Here is an 18652-nt window from a genome sequence, read left to right as displayed (position 1 = left end):
TGCAGCATGACGAGTTTCGGTGGTGCTGCCTCTTCCGGGATGGTCGACTGGGATCTCGCGGTCGCGACCGCGACCCGGCTCATGCGGCCGGGCCCCGATGTGAGCCGTGACGAGGCCAGGGCCGTCGTCACCGAACTGCGGAGGCACGCGAAGGCCTCCGAGACGCACGTCCGCGGCTTCACCCGGCTGGGCACCGACGAGACGCACGACACCCCCGTCCTCGTCGTCGACCGAGCCGGCTGGGTCCGGGCCAACGTCGCCGGTTTCCGCGAACTGCTCAAGCCGCTCCTCGACAAGATGCAGGACCGGCGCGGCACTTCGCCCGGCGGGGTCCTCCTGGGCACCGTCGGCGGCAAGGTCACCGGCGTCGAGGTCGGCATGCTGCTGTCCTTCCTGGCCTCCCGCGTCCTCGGCCAGTACGAGACCTTCGCCCCCGCCGCCCGCGACCTCCCGGCCGGCGGCCCGCCCGGCGCGCCGAACGGCGGCGGCAGGCTGCTGCTCGTCGCCCCCAACATCGTCCACGTGGAACGCGAACTCGACGTGGACCCGCACGACTTCCGGCTGTGGGTGTGCCTGCACGAGGAGACGCACCGCACCCAGTTCTCCGCCGTGCCCTGGCTGCGCGACCACATGCAGGGCGAGATCCAGTCGTTCCTGAGGGAGACCGACGTCGACCCCATGACCGTCCTGGAGCGCGTCCGCCAGGCCGTCCAGTCCTTCACCGGCGGCCGGCCCGAGGGCGAGGAGAACGAGAACGGGGACGACGGGCGCTCCCTCGTGGAGCTCGTGCAGACCCCCGCCCAGCGGGAGATCCTCGGCCGGCTCACGGCCGTGATGTCCCTGCTGGAGGGACACGCCGACTTCGTGATGGACGGTGTCGGGCCCGAGGTCGTGCCGAGCGTCGCCGAGATCCGCGAGAAGTTCCAGCAGCGCCGCGCGAAGGGCGCCTCCCGCCTGGACCTGGCCCTGCGCAAACTGCTCGGCCTGGACGCCAAGCTCCGCCAGTACCGCGACGGCGAACGCTTCGTCCGCGCGGTGGTCGAGGAGGTCGGCATGGACGGCTTCAACCGGGTGTGGACCTCGCCCAACACCCTCCCCACCAAGGCGGAGATCTCCAAGCCCGCGGAATGGATCACCCGCGTGCACCGCAAACCCGAGGCGTGAACCGCCTGCACACGCGGCGCGGCGTGCGCCGCGTGCGCATCCGAACGCCCGGCGTGCGCCGCGCGGGGAACGGGACGGCGCGGCGCCCGGGAACGGGACTGCGGAGGGCCGGCACGAGGAGAACCCGGCGTACGGCAGTCGGACGGGTCCTCAATCACCCGTCCGAGGGACCGTGAGCGAAGAGTAGGCGTGCAATGCTCGGGGAACGCCCCGGTTCTGTCACCATCTACACACTCTGAGTGACCGATCCGGGGCTCGCCCCCCGAAAACTTCATGAAGGGAACCGGACATGGGTCCCCATCCCGCGGTCGCGGCGATACGTCTGGCGGTCCGCCGCGTACTCCACGACATCCTCGACGAACACCACCGAAACCCCGGCGAACACGGCCGGCCCTCCGTCGGCCCCGGCCGTATCCCCGACGCCCCGCGCGAGCGTGAACCGTCCCCGCTCGTACTCGTGGCCTGTTCCGGCGGCGCCGACTCCATGGCGCTCGCCTCCGCCCTCGCCTTCGAAGCCCCCCGCCTCGGCGTGCGCGCCGGCGGCGTCACCGTCGACCACGGCCTCCAGGCCGACTCCGACCTGCGCGCCGCCGAAGTGGCCCTGCGCCTGCGCGGCCTCGGCCTCGGCCCCGTCGAGTCCGTCGCCGTCACCGTCGGCCGCGACGGCGGACCCGAGGCCGCCGCCCGCGACGCCCGCTACGCCGCCCTCGACGCCGCCGCCGAACGGCACGGGGCAGTCGCCGTCCTGCTCGGCCACACCCGCGACGACCAGGCCGAGACCGTCCTGCTGGGACTCGCCCGCGGCTCCGGCATCCGCTCCCTGTCCGGAATGGCCGCGGTCTCGGGGGCCGCCGGCCGATACCGCAGGCCCTTCCTCCGGCTCGACCGGCAGACCGCCCGCAAGGCCTGCATGGTCCAGTCCCTCCCCGTCTGGGACGACCCGCACAACGCCGACCCCGCCTACACCCGCTCCCGGCTCCGCCACGAAGGCCTGCCCGCCCTGGAGAAGGCCCTCGGCAAAGGCGTCGTCGAGGCACTCGCCCGGACGGCCCAGCTCTCCCGCGACGACGCCGACGCCCTCGACGCCTGGGCCGGCCACGCCGAGGCCGGTGTCCGTGACGCCGACGGCCGTCTGGAGTGCGCGGGACTCCACGCCCTCCCGCCCGCGGTGCGCCGCCGGGTACTGCGCCGCGCGGCCATCGACGCGGGAGCCCCGGCCGGTTCCCTGTTCGCCCGGCACATCGAGGAGGTCGACCGGCTGATCACCGGCTGGCGCGGCCAGGGGGCCATCAATCTCCCCGGCCGGGTCGTGGCCCGTCGCCAGGGTGGCAGACTGGTGATTCGGCAAGGCTGAAAAACGTATCCTCGGCAGAGCCGCGGACGGTACGGGACAGCCGCTGGGACGACCGAAAGTGATGCGGGTGGACGCGAAAGACATGGGTGCCGACCTCGAGAAGGTGCTCATCACCAAGGAAGAGATCGACGCCAAGCTGGCTGAGCTGGCCGCGAAGATCGACGCGGAGTACGCGGACAAGGAACTGCTGATCGTCGGCGTCCTCAAGGGTGCGGTGATGGTCATGGCCGACCTCGCCCGGGCGCTGTCCACCCCCCTCACGATGGACTGGATGGCCGTATCCTCGTACGGGGCGGGCACCCAGTCCTCCGGTGTGGTGCGGATCCTCAAGGACCTCGACACCGACATCAAGGGCAAGCACGTCCTGATCGTCGAGGACATCATCGACTCCGGCCTGACCCTGTCGTGGCTGATCTCCAACCTCGGCTCGCGCGAGCCCGCCTCCCTCAAGGTGTGCACGCTGCTGCGCAAGCCCGAGGCCGCCAAGGTCAACATCGACGTGGAATGGGCCGGCTTCGACATCCCCAACGAATTCGTCGTCGGCTACGGCCTCGACTACGCCGAGAAGTACCGCAACCTCCCCTTCGTCGGTACGCTCGCGCCCCACGTCTACGGCGGCTGAGACACCGGGGCCGGGGCGCCGTATGTGATCGGGAACCCCGGCGGCCTCCGCGCCGTTGGAGCATGCGTGGACGCGATTGCCGGCAGTCCCGCGCAGCTTCCGGGGGCAATGCTGGGGTACCGTCCGAAGAACAGTCTTTATCAAACTCACTATGGCAGGAGGGACGGGGCGGCACCGCTCCGTATGGATGGACGTGAAGCGATACTTCCGTGGGCCGGTCATGTGGATCGTGCTGGCCGTCCTCGCCGTGGTCGTGTTGATGCAGGTCGTCGGCTCGTCCGGCGGCTACAAGACGGTGGACACCGGCGAGGTCGTCCAGGCGATCAACGAGAACAAAGTCGAGTCGGCCAAGCTGACCACCGGCGACGAGCAGATCATCAAGGTCGAGCTCAAGGACGGCGAAAAGGTCAAGGACAGCTCGAAGATCCAGGCGAGCTACATCGGTGACCAGGGCGTCACCATCGCCAACACGCTGCAGGACAAGTTCCAGAACGAGCAGATCCCGGACGGCTACACCGTCTCGCCGTCCAAGCAGAACGCGTTCGTGAGCATTCTGCTGTCGCTGCTCCCCTTCGTCCTCATCGTGGTCGTCTTCCTGTTCCTGATGAACCAGATGCAGGGCGGCGGCTCCCGCGTCATGCAGTTCGGCAAGTCCAAGGCGAAGCTCATCACCAAGGACACGCCGAAGACGACGTTCTCCGACGTCGCCGGATCGGACGAGGCGGTCGAGGAACTCCACGAGATCAAGGAGTTCCTGCAGGAGCCGGCCAAGTTCCAGGCCGTCGGGGCCAAGATCCCCAAGGGTGTGCTGCTGTACGGCCCGCCCGGCACCGGCAAGACCCTGCTCGCGCGTGCCGTCGCGGGCGAAGCCGGTGTTCCCTTCTACTCGATCTCCGGTTCCGACTTCGTCGAGATGTTCGTCGGTGTCGGTGCCTCCCGGGTCCGTGACCTCTTCGAGCAGGCCAAGGCCAATGCTCCGGCGATCGTCTTCGTCGACGAGATCGACGCGGTCGGCCGCCATCGCGGCGCCGGCCTCGGCGGCGGTCACGACGAGCGCGAGCAGACCCTGAACCAGCTCCTCGTCGAGATGGACGGGTTCGACGTGAAGGGCGGCGTGATCCTCATCGCCGCCACGAACCGGCCCGACATCCTCGACCCGGCTCTCCTGCGTCCCGGCCGGTTCGACCGGCAGATCGCGGTCGACCGCCCGGACATGCAGGGCAGGCTGGAGATCCTCAAGGTCCATCAGAAGGGCAAGCCGGTCGCTCCGGACGTCGACCTGTCGGCCGTCGCCCGCCGCACCCCCGGCATGACGGGTGCCGACCTGGCCAACGTGCTGAACGAGGCCGCGCTCCTGACCGCGCGCAGCGATCAGAAGCTGATCGACAACCACATGCTGGACGAGGCGATCGACCGAGTGGTCGCGGGCCCGCAGAAGCGGAGCCGGATCATGTCGGACAAGGAGAAGAAGATCACCGCGTACCACGAGGGCGGACACGCCCTGGTCGCGGCGGCCTCACCGAACTCCGACCCCGTTCACAAGATCACGATCCTGTCGAGAGGCCGTGCCCTCGGCTACACGATGGTGTTGCCGGACGAGGACAAGTACTCCACCACGCGCAACGAGATGCTGGACCAGCTGGCCTACATGCTGGGCGGCCGCGCGGCCGAGGAGCTCGTCTTCCACGACCCGACCACCGGTGCGGCCAACGACATCGAGAAGGCCACCGGCCTGGCCCGCGCGATGGTCACGCAGTACGGCATGACCGAGCGCCTCGGCGCGATCAAGTTCGGCGGCGACAACTCCGAGCCGTTCCTCGGACGTGAGATGGCTCACCAGCGCGACTACTCGGAAGAGATCGCCGCGCTGGTCGACGAAGAGGTCAAGAAGCTCATCGAGACCGCGCACAACGAGGCGTGGGAGATCCTGGTCGAGAACCGCGACGTGCTCGACAACCTGGTCCTCGCACTCCTGGAGCGGGAGACGCTGGGCAAGGAGGAGATCGCCGAGGTCTTCGCCTCGATCGTCAAGCGTCCGCCCAGGCCCGCCTGGACCGGATCCTCCCGCCGTACGCCGTCCACCCGCCCGCCGGTGCTCTCCCCCAAGGAGCTGGCACTGACGAACGGGGCGAACGGCGCGGCGCCGGCCATCTCCACCGCGAAGAGCACCGCCGCGGAGTCCGCCCCGGCGCCCGAGCCGATCCCGGAGGACCGCCCCGAGAGCTGACCGGCTCTCCCGGCGGCCCCACCGGGCCCGGAATGGATGCCGCGCCCCCCTGGTTCTAGCCTGGGGGGCGCGGATCTTCGCGTATCCGCAGTGGAGAGCGCGTGCGTCGGGTCCGACACACGCGCAGGCACAGGAACGAGGCACCCATGACCGACCCGGTGACGCTGGACGGCGAGGCCACGATCGGCGAGTTCGACGAGAAGCGCGCCGAGAACGCCATACGCGAACTGCTGATCGCGGTCGGCGAGGACCCGGACCGGGAGGGCCTGCAGGAGACGCCGGGCCGGGTGGCACGGGCGTACAAGGAGATATTCGCGGGCCTGCGGCAGAAGGCCGAGGACGTGCTGACCACGACGTTCGACCTCGGCCACGACGAGATGGTGCTCGTGAAGGACATCGAGGTGTACTCGACCTGTGAGCACCATCTGGTGCCGTTCCGCGGGGTGGCCCATGTCGGCTACATCCCGGCCACCAGCGGAAAGATCACGGGGCTGTCCAAACTGGCCCGGCTCGTGGACGTCTACGCCCGGCGCCCGCAGGTGCAGGAACGGCTCACCACCCAGATCGCGGACTCCCTGATGGAGATTCTGGAGCCGCGCGGGGTGATCGTGGTGGTCGAGTGCGAGCACATGTGCATGTCGATGCGGGGCATCCGCAAGCCCGGCGCGAAGACCCTCACGTCGGCCGTGCGCGGGCAGCTGCGGGACGCGGCGACGCGCAACGAGGCGATGAGCCTGATCATGGCGCGCTGAGAGCGCGCTGAGTGGGCGTCAGGCGGCCGGGGCGGTGCCCCTGCCGTTGTGGTCGTCGTCGTCCTCCGGGAGTTTGCAGACGCGCTCCAGGAAGAGGGCCGCCGCTATGACGGCGATTCCCGCCAGGACCGAGAAGCCGGCGTAGATGGCCTGGTCACGGCGGGCGGGGATGTCGAGGGACTCCAGGAGGAAGACGCCCGTGCCGCCGTACATCCCGGCGACGAGGGCGGCGACCAGGGCACTGGCCTGGCCGAAGACGACCGCGCGGGCCGCCATCATCGGGTCGACGCCCTTGGCCTCGGGGCGGCGCTCACGCTGGTCCTTGAGGCGGGCGCGCAGGGAGAGCGCCGTGGCCGTGAGGACCACGGCGATCAGGGCGAGGACGACGGGCGCCGCCAGCGGGACGCTCGGCAGGGTGCCGAGGGAGTTCCAGAGGCGGGCGCCGGCCCAGGACAGGATCCCGGCCACGACGAAGACGCCGGCCAGCACCCTGATGCGCAGCTCTCTCACGGTGTCCCTTCGGTTCCCCCGGTGCCCCGGTGCCTGGTGTGCGGTCCTGTCGACCTTAACGGCTACTCGGGCAGCCGGAGTTCCAGGTCTCCGCGGGGCGTGACGCCCTCGTGGGTGACCGCGGCGAGCAGGGCGGAGACGGGGCCGCGCCCGGGGACTTCGGCCTCCGGGTCGATGTCGTGCCAGGGGGCCAGCACGAAGGCGCGTTCGTGGGCGCGGGGGTGGGGGAGGGTCAGCTGCGGGTCGTCGGAGAGGAGGTCCGCGTAGGAGACGATGTCCACGTCCAGGGTGCGCGGGCCCCAGTGCTCGTCGCGCACCCGGTGGAAGGCCTCCTCGACCGCGTGGGCCCGCTCCAGCAGGGAGGACGGGGGCAGGGTGGTTTTGAGGACCACGACCGCGTTGAAGTACGTGGGCTGGCTGCCGGGCTCGACGCCCCACGGCTCCGTCTCGTACACGGGCGAGACCGCCTTGACCCGGACGCCCGGGGTGTCCTCGAGGGCGTCGACGGCCCCCTGGAGGGTCTCCAGCCGGTTGCCGAGGTTGGCGCCCAGGGAGACGACGGCCCGCTTCGGGTTGTGCAGGGTGGTGTCGGCGGCGTCGACCTGCTCGACCACGGAGGCGGGGACGGGCTGGACGGTCGGGTCGGTGTGGCCCTGGGTGGACGGCCTGGTCATGCGCGGCTCCGGATGATGGTGATGGTCACGTCGTCGAAGGGCACGGTGATCGGCGCGTCCGGCTTGTGGACGCGGACCTCGACCTCCTGGACCACGTCGTGCTTGAGGCAGACCTGTGCGATGCGCTCGGCGAGCGTCTCGATGAGGTTGACGGGCTCGCCCTGGACGACCGCCACGACCTCCTCCGCCACGATGCCGTAGTGCACGGTCTTCGTCAGGTCGTCGTCGGTCGCGGCCGGCCGGATGTCCAGGCCGAGGACCAGGTCCACGATGAAGGTCTGGCCTTCCTCGCGTTCCTTGGGAAACACACCGTGGTGCCCACGGGCCTTCAGGCCGTGCAGCGCGACACGATCCACACGAATCCACTCCTGCAGTCGTCGGTCCGGCCGGTCGGTGCCGTGTGCGGGCGGCACCCCTGTCCCGGTCGAATCTACCCGTGGGTACCGGCAGGGCGGGTCCCGAGGTGGGCGGGTCCGGTCCGTGCCGGGAGGTTTCACCGTGCGTTTTCCCCGGGAAGGCCCGGGGCTCACGGACAGGTAGCGGCCCCTACCCGCACGGGGGAGGTTCCAACCACTCGCCGGGTGCGGGAGGAAAGGGCGGGGCCCGCCGGCCGGCCCGCTCGCTCGCTCAGGAAGGGGCTTCGGTGTCGTCGGGGGCCTCGGAGTCGTCGGTCTCGTCGTTCTCGGCGAGGACGGGGGAGGCGTGGTGGGACCAGATCTTCCAGCCGCCGGGAGTGCGCCGGTACACGTTGGTGGCGACGACCAGCCGGCCCAGCAGGGGGCCGAGCTCCTCGCCGGCCTCCGGGGCGGGGCCGCCGCTGAGGATGTTCTCGGTGCAGGTCACGACGGCGGTGTCGCCGGTGACGGAGACGTGCACGTCGGTGAGGAAGAACTGGATGTAGTCGGTGTTCGCCATGATCAGGGCGTACGACCGGAGCACCTCGCCGCGTCCCGTGAGCACCGGCCAGCCGGGGTGCACGCAGGAGATCACCCCGGCGTCCGCCGGGTCGTGGTAGGTCTCGTCGACACCCAGGTCGGCCGGGGTCAGCCAGAGCGACGCGACCTCTTCGAAGTCGCCCTGCTCGAGCGCCTCGTAGAAGGCGGCGTTGGTGGCTTCGACCTGCTCGACGTCGGTGTGCGGGGCGGCGCTCACCGGGTTCCCTCTGCGCCGTGCGCGCCGGATACGGGGGGTGTGCCGTCCGGGGTACGGGCCAGCTCGACGGCGCGGGCGACGCGTACGGCGTCCGCGGTGGCTCGCACCTCGTGCACGCGGACCGCCCAGGCGCCGCCCTGGGCGGCGAGGGCGGAGACGGCGGCGGTGGCCGCGTCGCGTTCCCGGGCGGGCGGGGGCGCGCCGCCCGGGCCGGCCAGGACGTGGCCGAGGAACCTCTTGCGGGACGCGGCGACGAGCAGCGGGTGACCCAGCGCCCGGAGGCGGTCGAGACGGGCGAGGAGGGCGAGGTCGTGGTCGGCGCCCTTGGAGAAGCCGAGGCCGGGGTCGACGATCACGCGGTCGGGGGCGATGCCGCCCTCCAGCACGGCGTCCACGCGCGTGCGGAGTTCGTCGACGACCTCGGTGACGACGTCGTCGTAGGCGCCCTCCACGTTGCCGCCCTCGAGCAGGCCGCGCCAGTGCATGACGACGAAGGGGGCGCCGGCGTCGGCGACCAGGGGGATCATGCCGGGGTCGGAGAGACCGCCGCTCACGTCGTTGACGAGCGCGGCGCCCGCCGCGAGGGACTGCTCCGCGACGGAGGCGCGCATGGTGTCGACGGAGATCGTGACGCCCTCGGAGGCGAGGCCCCGGACCACGGGGATGACGCGCTTGAGTTCCTCGGCCTCGTCGACACGCGTGGCGCCGGGGCGGGTGGACTCGCCTCCGACGTCGATCAGGTCGGCTCCCTGGGCGACCAGGTCGAGGCCGTGTTTGACGGCGGTCGTCGTGTCGAACCAGCGGCCGCCGTCGGAGAAGGAGTCGGGCGTCACGTTCACGACGCCCATGACCGCGCAGCGGTCCCAGTGGGGAAGGCCCGAGACGTGAGGGTGCCCGCTGCTGTTGCTCATATGTTCAGCGTAGGCGTTGGGCGGGGCCGGGGAGTAGCCGGATCAGGGGACACCGGACGGAAGTCGGCTCCGGGGATCTCGTATCCCGGGTCCAGGAGCTCGGGGCCGGAGCCCGGACTGCGGTCCGGCTATTTCCGGCGAGCGTGAGAGGACGGCGGGTGTATCGGAATCTCGTCGGTCGTCCCGGAAAGCGGCGGGGTGGGAGGAGCGCCCCGGGAGGCGACTTCCTTACCCGGGAGGAGGTTTTTCGGGCGGAAGCCCGAGGGGGAGCGGCGGGTGCCGGAGGAGCGGTGCGGGCCGGGCCCGGGCCCGGCCCAGGCCGGACTCGGCGACCGGTGCGGGAGGTGGTCCGGGGTGGTTCGGGGTGGGTCGGGGCAGGTCGGGGACGTACCGGAACCGGCTTCCCGCCCTAAAACGATCTTGGGAATTGAGGTGTGGGTCTATTCACGGTTCGGTGGAGTTCCCTGATGCCCTGTGAAAGCCTCGGCGCGGGTTTGTTTTTACGGGGGCGGGGCTCCATCATTCGCCTACGCGCGGTAAGTTTCTGGCCATGTCACGTGGACGTCACCGCCATTCCCCGCCCCTGCACAGGATGTTGCCCCCGTCGGCGATCGCCGGCGTCTCGCTCGTCTGTGCCCTGGGGCCCTGGGTGTTCACACAACCGATGACGCTTCGCCTCCTGGCCGCCGCAGCGGCGGCCACGGCGATCCTCGGTGCGGTCGTGATGCGGCACTGGGACGCCCAGGCCGGCAAGCAGGTCGCCGACCTCACGCGCGCGCGTGCCAGTGACGAGTGGCGTTTCGAGGAGCGGGTCGCCGAGCTGGAGTCCGACCTCGACGAGTCGCGCGAGCTGCGCGTCAAGCTGGAGCAGCGGCTGCGCGCCAAGCGCACGGAGCTCGCCGGGCTGCGCAACGAGCACGCGGCACTGCTCAGGCGGTACGCCGCGGCGGAGGCCGACCGGGCTACCGTCCTGGAGGAGCGCCGGGTGCTCGGGATCGAGGCGGCGGTTCCGGCCCGCGCGTTGACGGCGGGACCGTCGGCCGCCGAGTCCGGTGCCGGGCCCGAGGGCAAGGCGGCCGTGCCGGCGGCCAGGACCGAGGCCGGGACCGAGGGCGGGACGAAGGCCGCACCCGAGCCCGAGGCCACCGCGGACGGTGCGGAGGAAGCCGGCCGGCCCACGGCTCCCCAGGCCTTCTCGCCGGCGGGGTCCACGCTGTTCCTGCAGGCCAACGAGGCACTGGCACGGCTCGTCGGCGATGGCGATGGCGAGGGCGGCGAGGACGGGGCCGACGACGACCGCCCCGCGCGGGACGCCGCCGATGCCGACACCACGACCGACGCGACCGCCACGACCGACGCGACCGCCACGACCGACGCGACCGCCAGGACCGACGCGACCGCCACGACCACCGCGGAGACGTCGGCCGGCGACGCGCCGACCGACGCCGCCACCCCCCAGGGCGGCCACGTGGCCAAGGGCGGCGACTCCGCATCGGCCGAGGACGGCACCCGGCCCGGTCACACCGTCAGGTCCCCCCGGAGCGACAGCACCCCCGAGGACGACGGCCCCGAGCCCACCACGGCGGGGAAGCCGGAGCAGCCGCCGGAGGACGAGGCCCAGGGGCAGCCCGAGGCGGTCGCCGAGCACGGGCGCGCGACCGCCTCCCCCGGCCCGGACACCGGCGGCACCACGCCCGAGCAGTCGGGCCGGCCGGCTCAGTCCGCACAGCCCGCCCCGTCGGCCCCGTCCGGCGGTTCCGTGCGGAGGCCCTCCGGGCACTTCACCGTGCCGACCGCGGTCGCGGTGGTACCGCCGACGGAGCCCGTGCGCCGCCCGGTGTCCGACGGCACCTTCGACTTCTTCGGTACGCAGAAGGAGGCGGAGGGCGATGCGGAGGCAGCCGAGGAGGAGGCGCAGGCCTCCCACACGGACCAGGTCGATCCGGAGTCCGGGCCGGCCGGCGACGCGCGGGGCGTCGGCCAGGTCATCGACCTGACGGCGCACGACGAGCCGGAGCCGGCCGGCGAAGAGGCCGGGGCCGAGCCACAGGCCGAGACCGGGACCGGCACGAAGGGACTGCGCAGCGCGGCCTCCTGACGGACGCGGCGAGAGCACACGGCACAACGTGGCCAAACGAACGGGGTCCCGCACGTCTTCCGCGGGACCCCGTTCGCGTGTCCGGGCCGGACCCCCGAGCGTCCGGCGGCCGGGTCAGGCCATCCACCGGTCCGGGCGGGCGTCCCGGCGGCCGGTCCGGGACCGTTCCGCCTGGGCCCGCAGCAGTTCCGCCGCCTCGTCGGCGTCCCGGAGCCGGGCCACCACGGACTTGTTGGCCCCGGTGTCCACATGGACGTCCGCGACGCCCCTGGCGCGCTGCCAGGGCCCCTGGACCAGCCGTACGCTCTGCACCTTGGCGTGCGGCACCAGGGCGACGGTCCGGGTCAGCCGGCCGTGCCGGGCGGCGAACACGGTGCCGGTGACGGCGAGTCCGTAGCCGCGCCACCACACCGGCACGCACCACCGCGCGCGCCGCGGCGGCCGGGACAGCTCCGTGTGCGACGGCACACCGACGCCGGGCAGCACCCGCGCGACGACGGATTCGGCGATCTCGCGCGGGGCGACCGGCAGCAGCAGGGAGTTGGACGAGCCCGCCACGTCGAGCTCCACCCGTACCCAGCCCCGGCGCCGCCACAGCAGCGGCTCCACGATCCGCACGGTCTGCACCCGCCCCGGCGGCACCGTCTCGTGCGCCCGGTCGAGGAGCCCGTGGTCGATGCGCAGCCCGTCGGGCGACTCGCCCAGCGTCCAGTCGTACTCGATGACGAACCGGCCGACGCTGCTCGCGCCCGCCGCGCCGAGCAGCGGGACGGCGGCGGCCAGGAGCGTCCACAGGCTGTGGGTGGCCGTCCACAGCAGTGGCAGCGCGACGGCGGCGACGATCAGCCAGACCCAGGTCGCGCCGGTCAGCACGAGGGACAGGGCGAGGACGCCGGGCGGCACGCGCAACAGCTGCCGGGACGGCGCCTCGCCCACCTCGTGCGCCGTCTCGGGTGCGAAACCGGCCGCCCGCGCGAGCAGTTCGGCCCGCAGCGCGCGGGCGTCGTCGGCGCCCAGGAAGGCCAGCTCGTCCTTCTTGTCGGTCCCGATGACGTCGAGTTTGAGCTTGGACACGCCCGCGACCCGCGCGAGCAGCGGCTGGGTGACGTCGATGGCCTGGATCCGCTCCAGCCGGATGTGCGCGGTGCGCCGGAACAACAGTCCGGTGCGGATGCGCAGTTCACTGTCGGTCACCGCGAAGTGGGTGAACCACCAGGTCAGGAAGCCGTAGAGGGCGGCGGCCGGGAGGAGGACGCCGAGGCCGATCAGCAGGGTGGTCGTCGTCAGCCGGGTCAGCTGGCGCTGCGCCTGGTCCGGGTCGTGCAGCGCCCACCCGATGACGACCGCGACGGGCGCCCATGCCCGCCTGAGCGGCGTGACGGGGTGCAGCCGGCGCTCGATCACGGGCCGTCGCTCGCGTACCTCCTCGGAGGTCTCCTGGGCGGTCACAGCCCCGCCGATCGGGCCTCGCCGAGCTCCGTGAGCCGGTCGCGCAGTCGTTCCGCCTCGGCCGGGACGAGACCGGGGATGGTGGCGTCGGTCGCCGCGGCCGCCGTGTGCAACTGCACGCTGGCCAGCCCGAAGTGCCGTTCGACGGGCCCGGACGTGACCTCGACCAGCTGCATCCGCCCGTACGGCACGACCGTCTCCTGACGCCACAGGACGCCCCGGCTGATCAGCAGGTCGTCGGAGCGCTCGGCGTACCGCCAGGAACGCCAGTTGCGTTCCAGCATCGCCCAGCCCCAGACCGTCACGGCCAGCGGCAGCAGGGCGAGGGCCGCCCAGCCGGGCCCGGCCAGCAGGCCCGGGACCAGCCCGGCGGCCAGGGTGAGCAGTCCCAGCCACACCACCAGCATCAGCCGGCGCACCTTCAACAGCCCCGGCGGCAGCGCGATCCACTGCGGCTCGTCACCGGGGGCCGCCGGTGCGCCGGTGGTCACCGTGGCCGCCGTCGCCTCAGCGGGCGGTTCCGGCTGCTGCGGTCCCGCTGTACCCGTGTCGTGCGGGTTCCCCGTCTCCATGGCCCCAGCGTACGTAGGGGAGACTGTGTTCATGACTCCTACGACGGAGACCACGGTCGGCATCGGCGGCGCCGCGGAGAGCACCGACATGGTGCTCAACATCGGGCCCCAGCATCCGTCCACGCACGGCGTACTGCGGCTGAAGCTGGTCCTGGACGGCGAGCTGATCACCAGCGCGGAGCCCGTGATCGGCTATATGCACCGGGGCGCGGAGAAACTGTTCGAGGCGCGGGACTACCGGCAGATCATCATGCTGGCCAACCGCCACGACTGGCTGTCGGCGTTCTCCAACGAACTGGGCGTGGTCCTCGCCGTGGAGCGGATGCTCGGCATGGAGGTCCCCGAGCGCGCGGTGTGGCTGCGCACGCTGCTCGCGGAGCTGAACCGGGTGCTCAACCACCTGATGTTCCTCGGCTCCTACCCGCTGGAACTCGGTGGCATCACCCCGATGTTCTACGCCTTCACGGAGCGCGAGGAACTCCAGCACGTGATGGAGGAGGTCTCCGGCGGGCGGATGCACTACATGTTCAACCGCGTGGGCGGCCTCAAGGAGGACCTCCCGGCGGGATGGACCACACGCGCGCGCGGCGCCGTCGCCGACGTGCGCTCCCGGATGGACCGCTTCGACGACCTGGTGCTCGGCAACGAGATCTTCCGCGGCCGCACGCGCGGTGTCGGCGTCCTGTCCCCGAAGGCCGTGCACGCGTACGGGGTGAGCGGGCCGATCGCCCGTGCCTCGGGCGTCGATCTCGACCTGCGCCGCGACGAGCCGTATCTCGCGTACGGAGAGCTGGCGGACGTCCTGAAGGTCGTGACCCGCGAGGAGGGCGACTGCCTCGCCCGTTTCGAATGCCTCCTGGAGCAGACGTACCACGCCCTCGACCTCGCCGAGGCCTGCCTCGACCGGCTCGCCGACCTGCCCCCCGGTCCCGTCAACCAGCGGCTCCCCAAGGTGCTCAAGGCGCCCGAGGGGCACACGTACGCGTGGACCGAGAACCCGCTCGGCATCAACGGGTACTACCTGGTCAGCAAGGGCGAGAAGACGCCGTACCGGCTGAAGCTGCGCTCGGCGTCCTACAACAACATCCAGGCGCTCACCGAACTGCTGCCGGGGACGCTGGTCTCGGACATGGTGGCGATCCTGGGGTCGATGTTCTTCGTCGTGGGGGACATCGACAAGTAATCGACAAGCAGGGAGGCGGGGGCAGGGAGACGGGGGCAGGGAAGCGGGGCGCGGGAGCGGGCAGCCGTACGGGTCAGGCGGGGCCCGGGTCCGCGAGCACGTCCGGGATCCCGACCGGCTGCAGCAGCCACCCGAAGTCGCCGAGCCCGCCCGGCGCGACGAGTTCGGCCGCCTCCGAGGCGGCCGCCAGGGCCCGTACGTAGCCGGCGGGGTCGGTGGACGCGAGGGTGAGCGGGGGGCGCGAGCCGGTGAGGCCCAGGGCGTGCAGGGCGGCCCGCTGGGGGAGCAGGCGGGAGCCGGGGAGCGCGCAGGCCGCCGCGCAGGCGTCCAGGGCGACATGCGCGGTGATGTCGCACGATCCGTCCGGCACGGGTGTCGTCTCCCGCCCCTCCCGGAATCCCGTCAGCGTCCCGAACGGCGGGCGCGCGTCCGCCGTGTGCGCGTAGTCCACGGCGACGGCGAGCCCGCGCGCGAGCGCCCCGACCGCCGACGCCCAGGCCAGGTCCCGGGACAGTCCGATCTCCGCCCGCAGCCCCACTTCGCTCGCGGCCGCGGGGGTGGTGTCCGGGGCGGCCTCCCCGTCCCCCGTGGCCTCCCCGTCCCCCGTGGCCTCCCCGTCCCCCGTGGCCTCCCCGTCCCCCGCGGGCCGCCCGGCCGTCAGCGGCCACCACCGGGCGAGCCACTCCGCCTCCGGGCCCGTGACCGGCGGCCCGAGCCGCTCCGTTCCGTCGTCGGTCACCAGGACCAGGCGCGGGACGCCCGCCGGGTCGACCTCGGCGACCTCCAGGGGCACGTTGTCCAGCCACTCGTTGGCGAACAGCAGCCCCGTGATCCGCTCCGGTGGCTCGGCCCGCCACTCGATCCGCCGGTCGAGACCGCCGGGGCGGCAGGCGAGTTCGACGGCGTACGTACGCGTGCGTGCCGCCACGCCGGCGGGCAGTGCGCCGAGCACACCGGCGGCGAGTTCGCCCCGGCCCGCCGCCATGTCCACGAAATCGAGCACCGCGGGCCGGCCCAGCGCCTCGTCGACCCGGCACAGCAGACGTGCCACGGCCCCCGCGAACAGCGGCGAGGCGTGCACCGACGTACGGAAGTGCCCGGCGGGGCCCTCCGGCCTGCGGTAGAAGCCGTCCGGCCCGTACAGAGCCGCCCGGGTCGCCGCCCGCCACCCGCGCGGGCCGCCGTGCGCCCCCGCCGTCGTCACCGTGGTCATCGGCCCAGGTTACGTGCGGGGACATGCCGGGCCTCCACCTTGCGGAGTACGTGCGCGGACCGGGGATCGGTCCTCCGGTTGACCCCTGCACCCATCCGGCTTCCCTACGCTGGGTTACGTGCAGCGCCTCTATGATTTTCTCCGCAGACACCCGGCATGGGTCGACGGCTTCTGGGCCGTCGTCCTGTTCGGGATTTCGGTGATCGGCGGAGCGACCGTGGAGGAGGCCGAGGGGACCGACGCGGCGGCCGTGACCGTGCCGGTCGTGCTGCTGCTGTCGCTGGTCGTCGCGCTGCGCCGCCGGATGCCGGAGCGGATGCTGGTCCTGACCGTCGTGGTGGGCGTCCTCCAGGTGGTCCTGGACGTGGCGCCGATGCCGGCCGACTTCGCGATGCTGGTGATCGTCTACACGGTCGCGGCCGTCGGGGCCCGCTGGGCGTCCCGTCTCGCGCTGGGCGCCGGTCTGTGCGCGGCGCCGGTCGCGCAGGCACGCTGGCCGCTCGACGACGTGAGCGTGGCGGGCAACATCGCCATGGTGATATTCCAGACCGTGCCCTTCGTCCTCGCCTGGGTGCTCGGCGACTCCATGCGCACCCGGCGTGCCTACTTCGCCCAGCTCGAGGAGCGCGCCGCGCGGCTCGAGAAGGAGCGCGAGGCACAGGCGAAGGTCGCGGTCGCCGCCGAACGCGCCCGCATCGCGCGCGAACTGCACGACGTCGTCGCGCACAACGTGTCGGTGATGGTGGTGCAGGCCGACGGCGCCGCCTACGTCCTCGACGCGGCCCCCGACCAGGCGAAGAAAGCCCTGGAGACGATCTCCTCCACCGGCCGTCAGGCGCTCGCCGAGATGCGCCGCCTGCTCGGCGTGCTGCGCACCGGCGAGCACGAGGAGGCCGGGGAGTACGTACCGCAGCCCGACGTGCGGCAGATCGAGGACCTCGTCGAGGAGTGCCGGGGGTCCGGGCTGCCGGTGGACTTCAAGGTCGAGGGCACCCCGCGTCCGCTGCCCAGCGGCGTCGAACTCACCGCGTACCGCATCGTGCAGGAGGCGCTCACCAACACCCGCAAGCACGGCGGGCCCAACACGGGCGCCAGCGTGCGCCTGGTGTACTTCGACGACGGCCTCGGCCTGCTCGTCGAGGACGACGGCAAGGGCGCCCCGCACGAGCTGTACGAGGAGGGCGGGTTCGACGGTCAGGGCCACGGCCTGATCGGCATGCGCGAGCGCGTCGGTATGGTCGGCGGCACCCTGGACGCGGGTCCGCGGCCGGGCGGGGGATTCCGTATCAGTGCCCTGTTGCCCCTCAAACCCGCTCGTTGACGCCCGAACGTTCGCGCACGCCCTTTATTGACACCTGTAACACCTTCTGAGTAGGGAAGAGACCCCGATGGCGATCCGCGTGATGCTCGTCGACGACCAGGCGCTGCTGCGCACCGGGTTCCGGATGGTGCTCGACGCCCAGCCGGACATGGAGGTCGTGGCGGAGGCGGGCGACGGCGTGGAGGCCCTCCAGGCGCTGCGGTCCACCGCCGTCGACGTGGTGCTCATGGACGTCCGGATGCCGAAGCTGGACGGGGTGGAGACCACCCGCCGGATCTGCGCGGACACCGACCCGCCGAAGGTGCTGATCCTGACCACCTTCGACCTCGACGAGTACGCCTTCTCCGGCCTGAAGGCGGGCGCCTGTGGCTTCATGCTCAAGGACGTGCCGCCCGGCGAACTGCTCGCCGCGATCCGCGCGGTGCACAGCGGCGACGCCGTGGTCGCCCCGTCCACCACCCGCCGGCTCCTGGACCGCTTCGCACCCATGCTGCCGAGCACCACCAAGCAGCCCCAGCACAAGGAGCTGGAGCGGCTCACCGGGCGGGAACGGGAGGTCATGGTGCTGGTCGCCCAGGGCCTGTCCAACGGTGAGATCGCGGCCCACCTGGTGCTGTCGGAGGCGACCGTGAAGACCCACGTGGGCCGCATCCTGACCAAGCTGGGACTGCGGGACCGGGTGCAGGTGGTGGTCCTCGCCTACGAGACGGGGCTGGTACGGGCCGGCGGGCAGGGCTGACCTTGCTCGCAGGGCTGACCGGGAGTCCTCGCATCGGTAGGGTCTGCGCATGCTGCTGTGGATCAACGGCCCCTTCGGGGGCGGCAAGACGCAGACCGCGTACGAGTTGCGGCGTCGTCTCCCGGGCAGTGTCGTCTGCGATCCGGAGCACGCCGGATTCGGGCTGCGCCGCATGCTGCCGCCCGAACTGCGGGGGGACTTCCAGGAACTGGTCTCCTGGCGGCAGGGTGTCGTCGAGGTCCTCGACCTCGCGCTGACCCGGCACGACGGCGTCGTGATCGCGCCCATGACGGTCACGGACTCCCGCTGCTTCGCCGAGACCGTCGGCCGACTGCGCGAACTCGGCCACGACGTCCACCACTTCACCCTCCTCGCCGAACGGGAGACGGTGCTGAGGCGGCTGCGTGAACGCGGCCTCGGGCGCCTCCTGCGCCGCGCCGCCGGAAAGAAGGCGGACCCGGGCCGGAACAGTTGGGCCGTGGACCGGCTCGACCACTGCCTGGAACGGCTCGCCGGGCCGGAGTTCACCGAGCATCTGTGGACGGACCACACGACCGTCCCGAAGACGGCGGACCGCATCGCCGTACTGGCCGGGCTGGAGCTGCTCCCCCATCACGAGGGACGGCTCCGGACCAGGCTGCGGCAGGCACGTGTCGGCATCCGGCACATCCGCTTCGACTGAGGCACCGTCGTACCCGGACCGGCCGCGGT

The 18652-nt window shown here is 72.2% G+C and carries 18 protein-coding genes; 10 read left to right on the top strand and 8 right to left on the bottom strand.

The window, feature by feature from the left end:
- Positions 1-6: 6 nt before the first annotated feature.
- The 5 genes from ACFWVE_RS10490 (at position 7) to folE (ending at position 6119) form a co-directional block, all read left to right on the top strand.
- Positions 7-1164 carry a zinc-dependent metalloprotease gene (locus tag ACFWVE_RS10490; RefSeq protein WP_384010439.1) on the top strand — a complete coding sequence of 386 codons (1158 nt, stop codon included), beginning with the start codon at positions 7-9 and terminating at the stop codon, positions 1162-1164.
- Positions 1165-1453: 289 nt separating this feature from the next.
- Positions 1454-2518 (top strand): tRNA lysidine(34) synthetase TilS, encoded by a 1065-nt coding sequence (gene tilS / locus ACFWVE_RS10485; protein ID WP_384010436.1) that lies wholly within the window; start codon positions 1454-1456, stop codon positions 2516-2518.
- Between the two features lie 61 nt (positions 2519-2579).
- A complete protein-coding gene (gene hpt, locus ACFWVE_RS10480; RefSeq protein WP_384010433.1) occupies positions 2580-3140 on the top strand; it encodes a hypoxanthine phosphoribosyltransferase in 561 nt (186 codons plus the stop codon).
- A 187-nt stretch (positions 3141-3327) separates the two neighbouring features.
- A complete protein-coding gene (gene ftsH / locus ACFWVE_RS10475) occupies positions 3328-5367 on the top strand; it encodes an ATP-dependent zinc metalloprotease FtsH (protein WP_384010430.1) in 2040 nt (679 codons plus the stop codon).
- A gap of 146 nt (positions 5368-5513) precedes the next feature.
- On the top strand, positions 5514-6119 hold the full coding sequence (folE, locus tag ACFWVE_RS10470) for a GTP cyclohydrolase I FolE (protein WP_384010427.1): 606 nt from the start codon (positions 5514-5516) through the stop codon (positions 6117-6119).
- Positions 6120-6137: 18 nt separating this feature from the next.
- On the opposite strand, the gene ACFWVE_RS10465 is transcribed toward folE, so the two are convergent.
- From ACFWVE_RS10465 to folP, 5 genes are all read right to left on the bottom strand, one after another.
- Positions 6138-6629, bottom strand: coding sequence for a DUF3180 domain-containing protein (locus ACFWVE_RS10465; protein WP_384010425.1), 492 nt, complete (start codon positions 6627-6629; stop codon positions 6138-6140).
- 62 nt (positions 6630-6691) lie between these two features.
- On the bottom strand, positions 6692-7303 hold the full coding sequence (gene folK, locus ACFWVE_RS10460; RefSeq protein ID WP_384010423.1) for a 2-amino-4-hydroxy-6-hydroxymethyldihydropteridine diphosphokinase: 612 nt from the start codon (positions 7301-7303) through the stop codon (positions 6692-6694).
- On the bottom strand, positions 7300-7659 hold the full coding sequence (gene folB / locus ACFWVE_RS10455; protein ID WP_042174254.1) for a dihydroneopterin aldolase: 360 nt from the start codon (positions 7657-7659) through the stop codon (positions 7300-7302). Before folB ends, folK begins: the two co-directional genes overlap by 4 nt.
- A gap of 271 nt (positions 7660-7930) precedes the next feature.
- Positions 7931-8455 carry a nuclear transport factor 2 family protein gene (locus tag ACFWVE_RS10450; RefSeq protein WP_384010421.1) on the bottom strand — a complete coding sequence of 175 codons (525 nt, stop codon included), beginning with the start codon at positions 8453-8455 and terminating at the stop codon, positions 7931-7933.
- On the bottom strand, positions 8452-9366 hold the full coding sequence (gene folP, locus ACFWVE_RS10445; protein ID WP_384010418.1) for a dihydropteroate synthase: 915 nt from the start codon (positions 9364-9366) through the stop codon (positions 8452-8454). The genes ACFWVE_RS10450 and folP overlap by 4 nt, the downstream gene beginning before the upstream one ends.
- Positions 9367-9958: 592 nt before the next feature.
- Here folP and ACFWVE_RS10440 point away from each other — a divergent pair.
- A complete protein-coding gene (locus tag ACFWVE_RS10440) occupies positions 9959-11464 on the top strand; it encodes a hypothetical protein (protein WP_384010526.1) in 1506 nt (501 codons plus the stop codon).
- Positions 11465-11578: 114 nt separating this feature from the next.
- On the opposite strand, the gene ACFWVE_RS10435 is transcribed toward ACFWVE_RS10440, so the two are convergent.
- Together ACFWVE_RS10435 and ACFWVE_RS10430 are read right to left on the bottom strand one after the other, a co-directional pair.
- The gene (locus tag ACFWVE_RS10435) at positions 11579-12913 is read right to left on the bottom strand and encodes a PH domain-containing protein (protein ID WP_384010415.1); all 1335 of its coding nucleotides are present in this window, start codon (positions 12911-12913) and stop codon (positions 11579-11581) included.
- Positions 12910-13485, bottom strand: coding sequence for a PH domain-containing protein (locus ACFWVE_RS10430; protein WP_384010412.1), 576 nt, complete (start codon positions 13483-13485; stop codon positions 12910-12912). The genes ACFWVE_RS10435 and ACFWVE_RS10430 overlap by 4 nt, the downstream gene beginning before the upstream one ends.
- A gap of 31 nt (positions 13486-13516) precedes the next feature.
- Between ACFWVE_RS10430 and ACFWVE_RS10425 the strand changes: the two genes are divergently transcribed.
- Complete coding sequence (locus tag ACFWVE_RS10425) at positions 13517-14668, top strand: NADH-quinone oxidoreductase subunit D (protein WP_384010409.1); 1152 nt, start codon at positions 13517-13519, stop codon at positions 14666-14668.
- Between the two features lie 73 nt (positions 14669-14741).
- Here ACFWVE_RS10425 and ACFWVE_RS10420 read toward each other — a convergent pair whose 3' ends face one another.
- Positions 14742-15881 (bottom strand): SAM-dependent methyltransferase, encoded by a 1140-nt coding sequence (locus ACFWVE_RS10420; RefSeq protein WP_384010407.1) that lies wholly within the window; start codon positions 15879-15881, stop codon positions 14742-14744.
- A gap of 118 nt (positions 15882-15999) precedes the next feature.
- On the opposite strand from ACFWVE_RS10420, the gene ACFWVE_RS10415 reads away from it, so the two are divergent.
- From ACFWVE_RS10415 to ACFWVE_RS10405, 3 genes are all read left to right on the top strand, one after another.
- Entirely contained in the window at positions 16000-17202 is a 1203-nt protein-coding gene (locus tag ACFWVE_RS10415) for a sensor histidine kinase (protein WP_384010404.1), read from the top strand.
- A 67-nt stretch (positions 17203-17269) separates the two neighbouring features.
- Complete coding sequence (locus ACFWVE_RS10410; RefSeq protein ID WP_384010402.1) at positions 17270-17941, top strand: response regulator; 672 nt, start codon at positions 17270-17272, stop codon at positions 17939-17941.
- Positions 17942-17990: 49 nt separating this feature from the next.
- A complete protein-coding gene (locus tag ACFWVE_RS10405; RefSeq protein WP_384010399.1) occupies positions 17991-18623 on the top strand; it encodes an AAA family ATPase in 633 nt (210 codons plus the stop codon).
- Positions 18624-18652 lie beyond the last annotated feature (29 nt).

Origin of the sequence: Streptomyces sp. NPDC058632 (assembly GCF_042717095.1) — a bacterium.
Classification (GTDB): domain Bacteria; phylum Actinomycetota; class Actinomycetes; order Streptomycetales; family Streptomycetaceae; genus Streptomyces.
The sequence above is the reverse complement of the archived record's forward strand: the minus strand, read 5'-3'. Positions and strand labels throughout refer to the sequence as shown.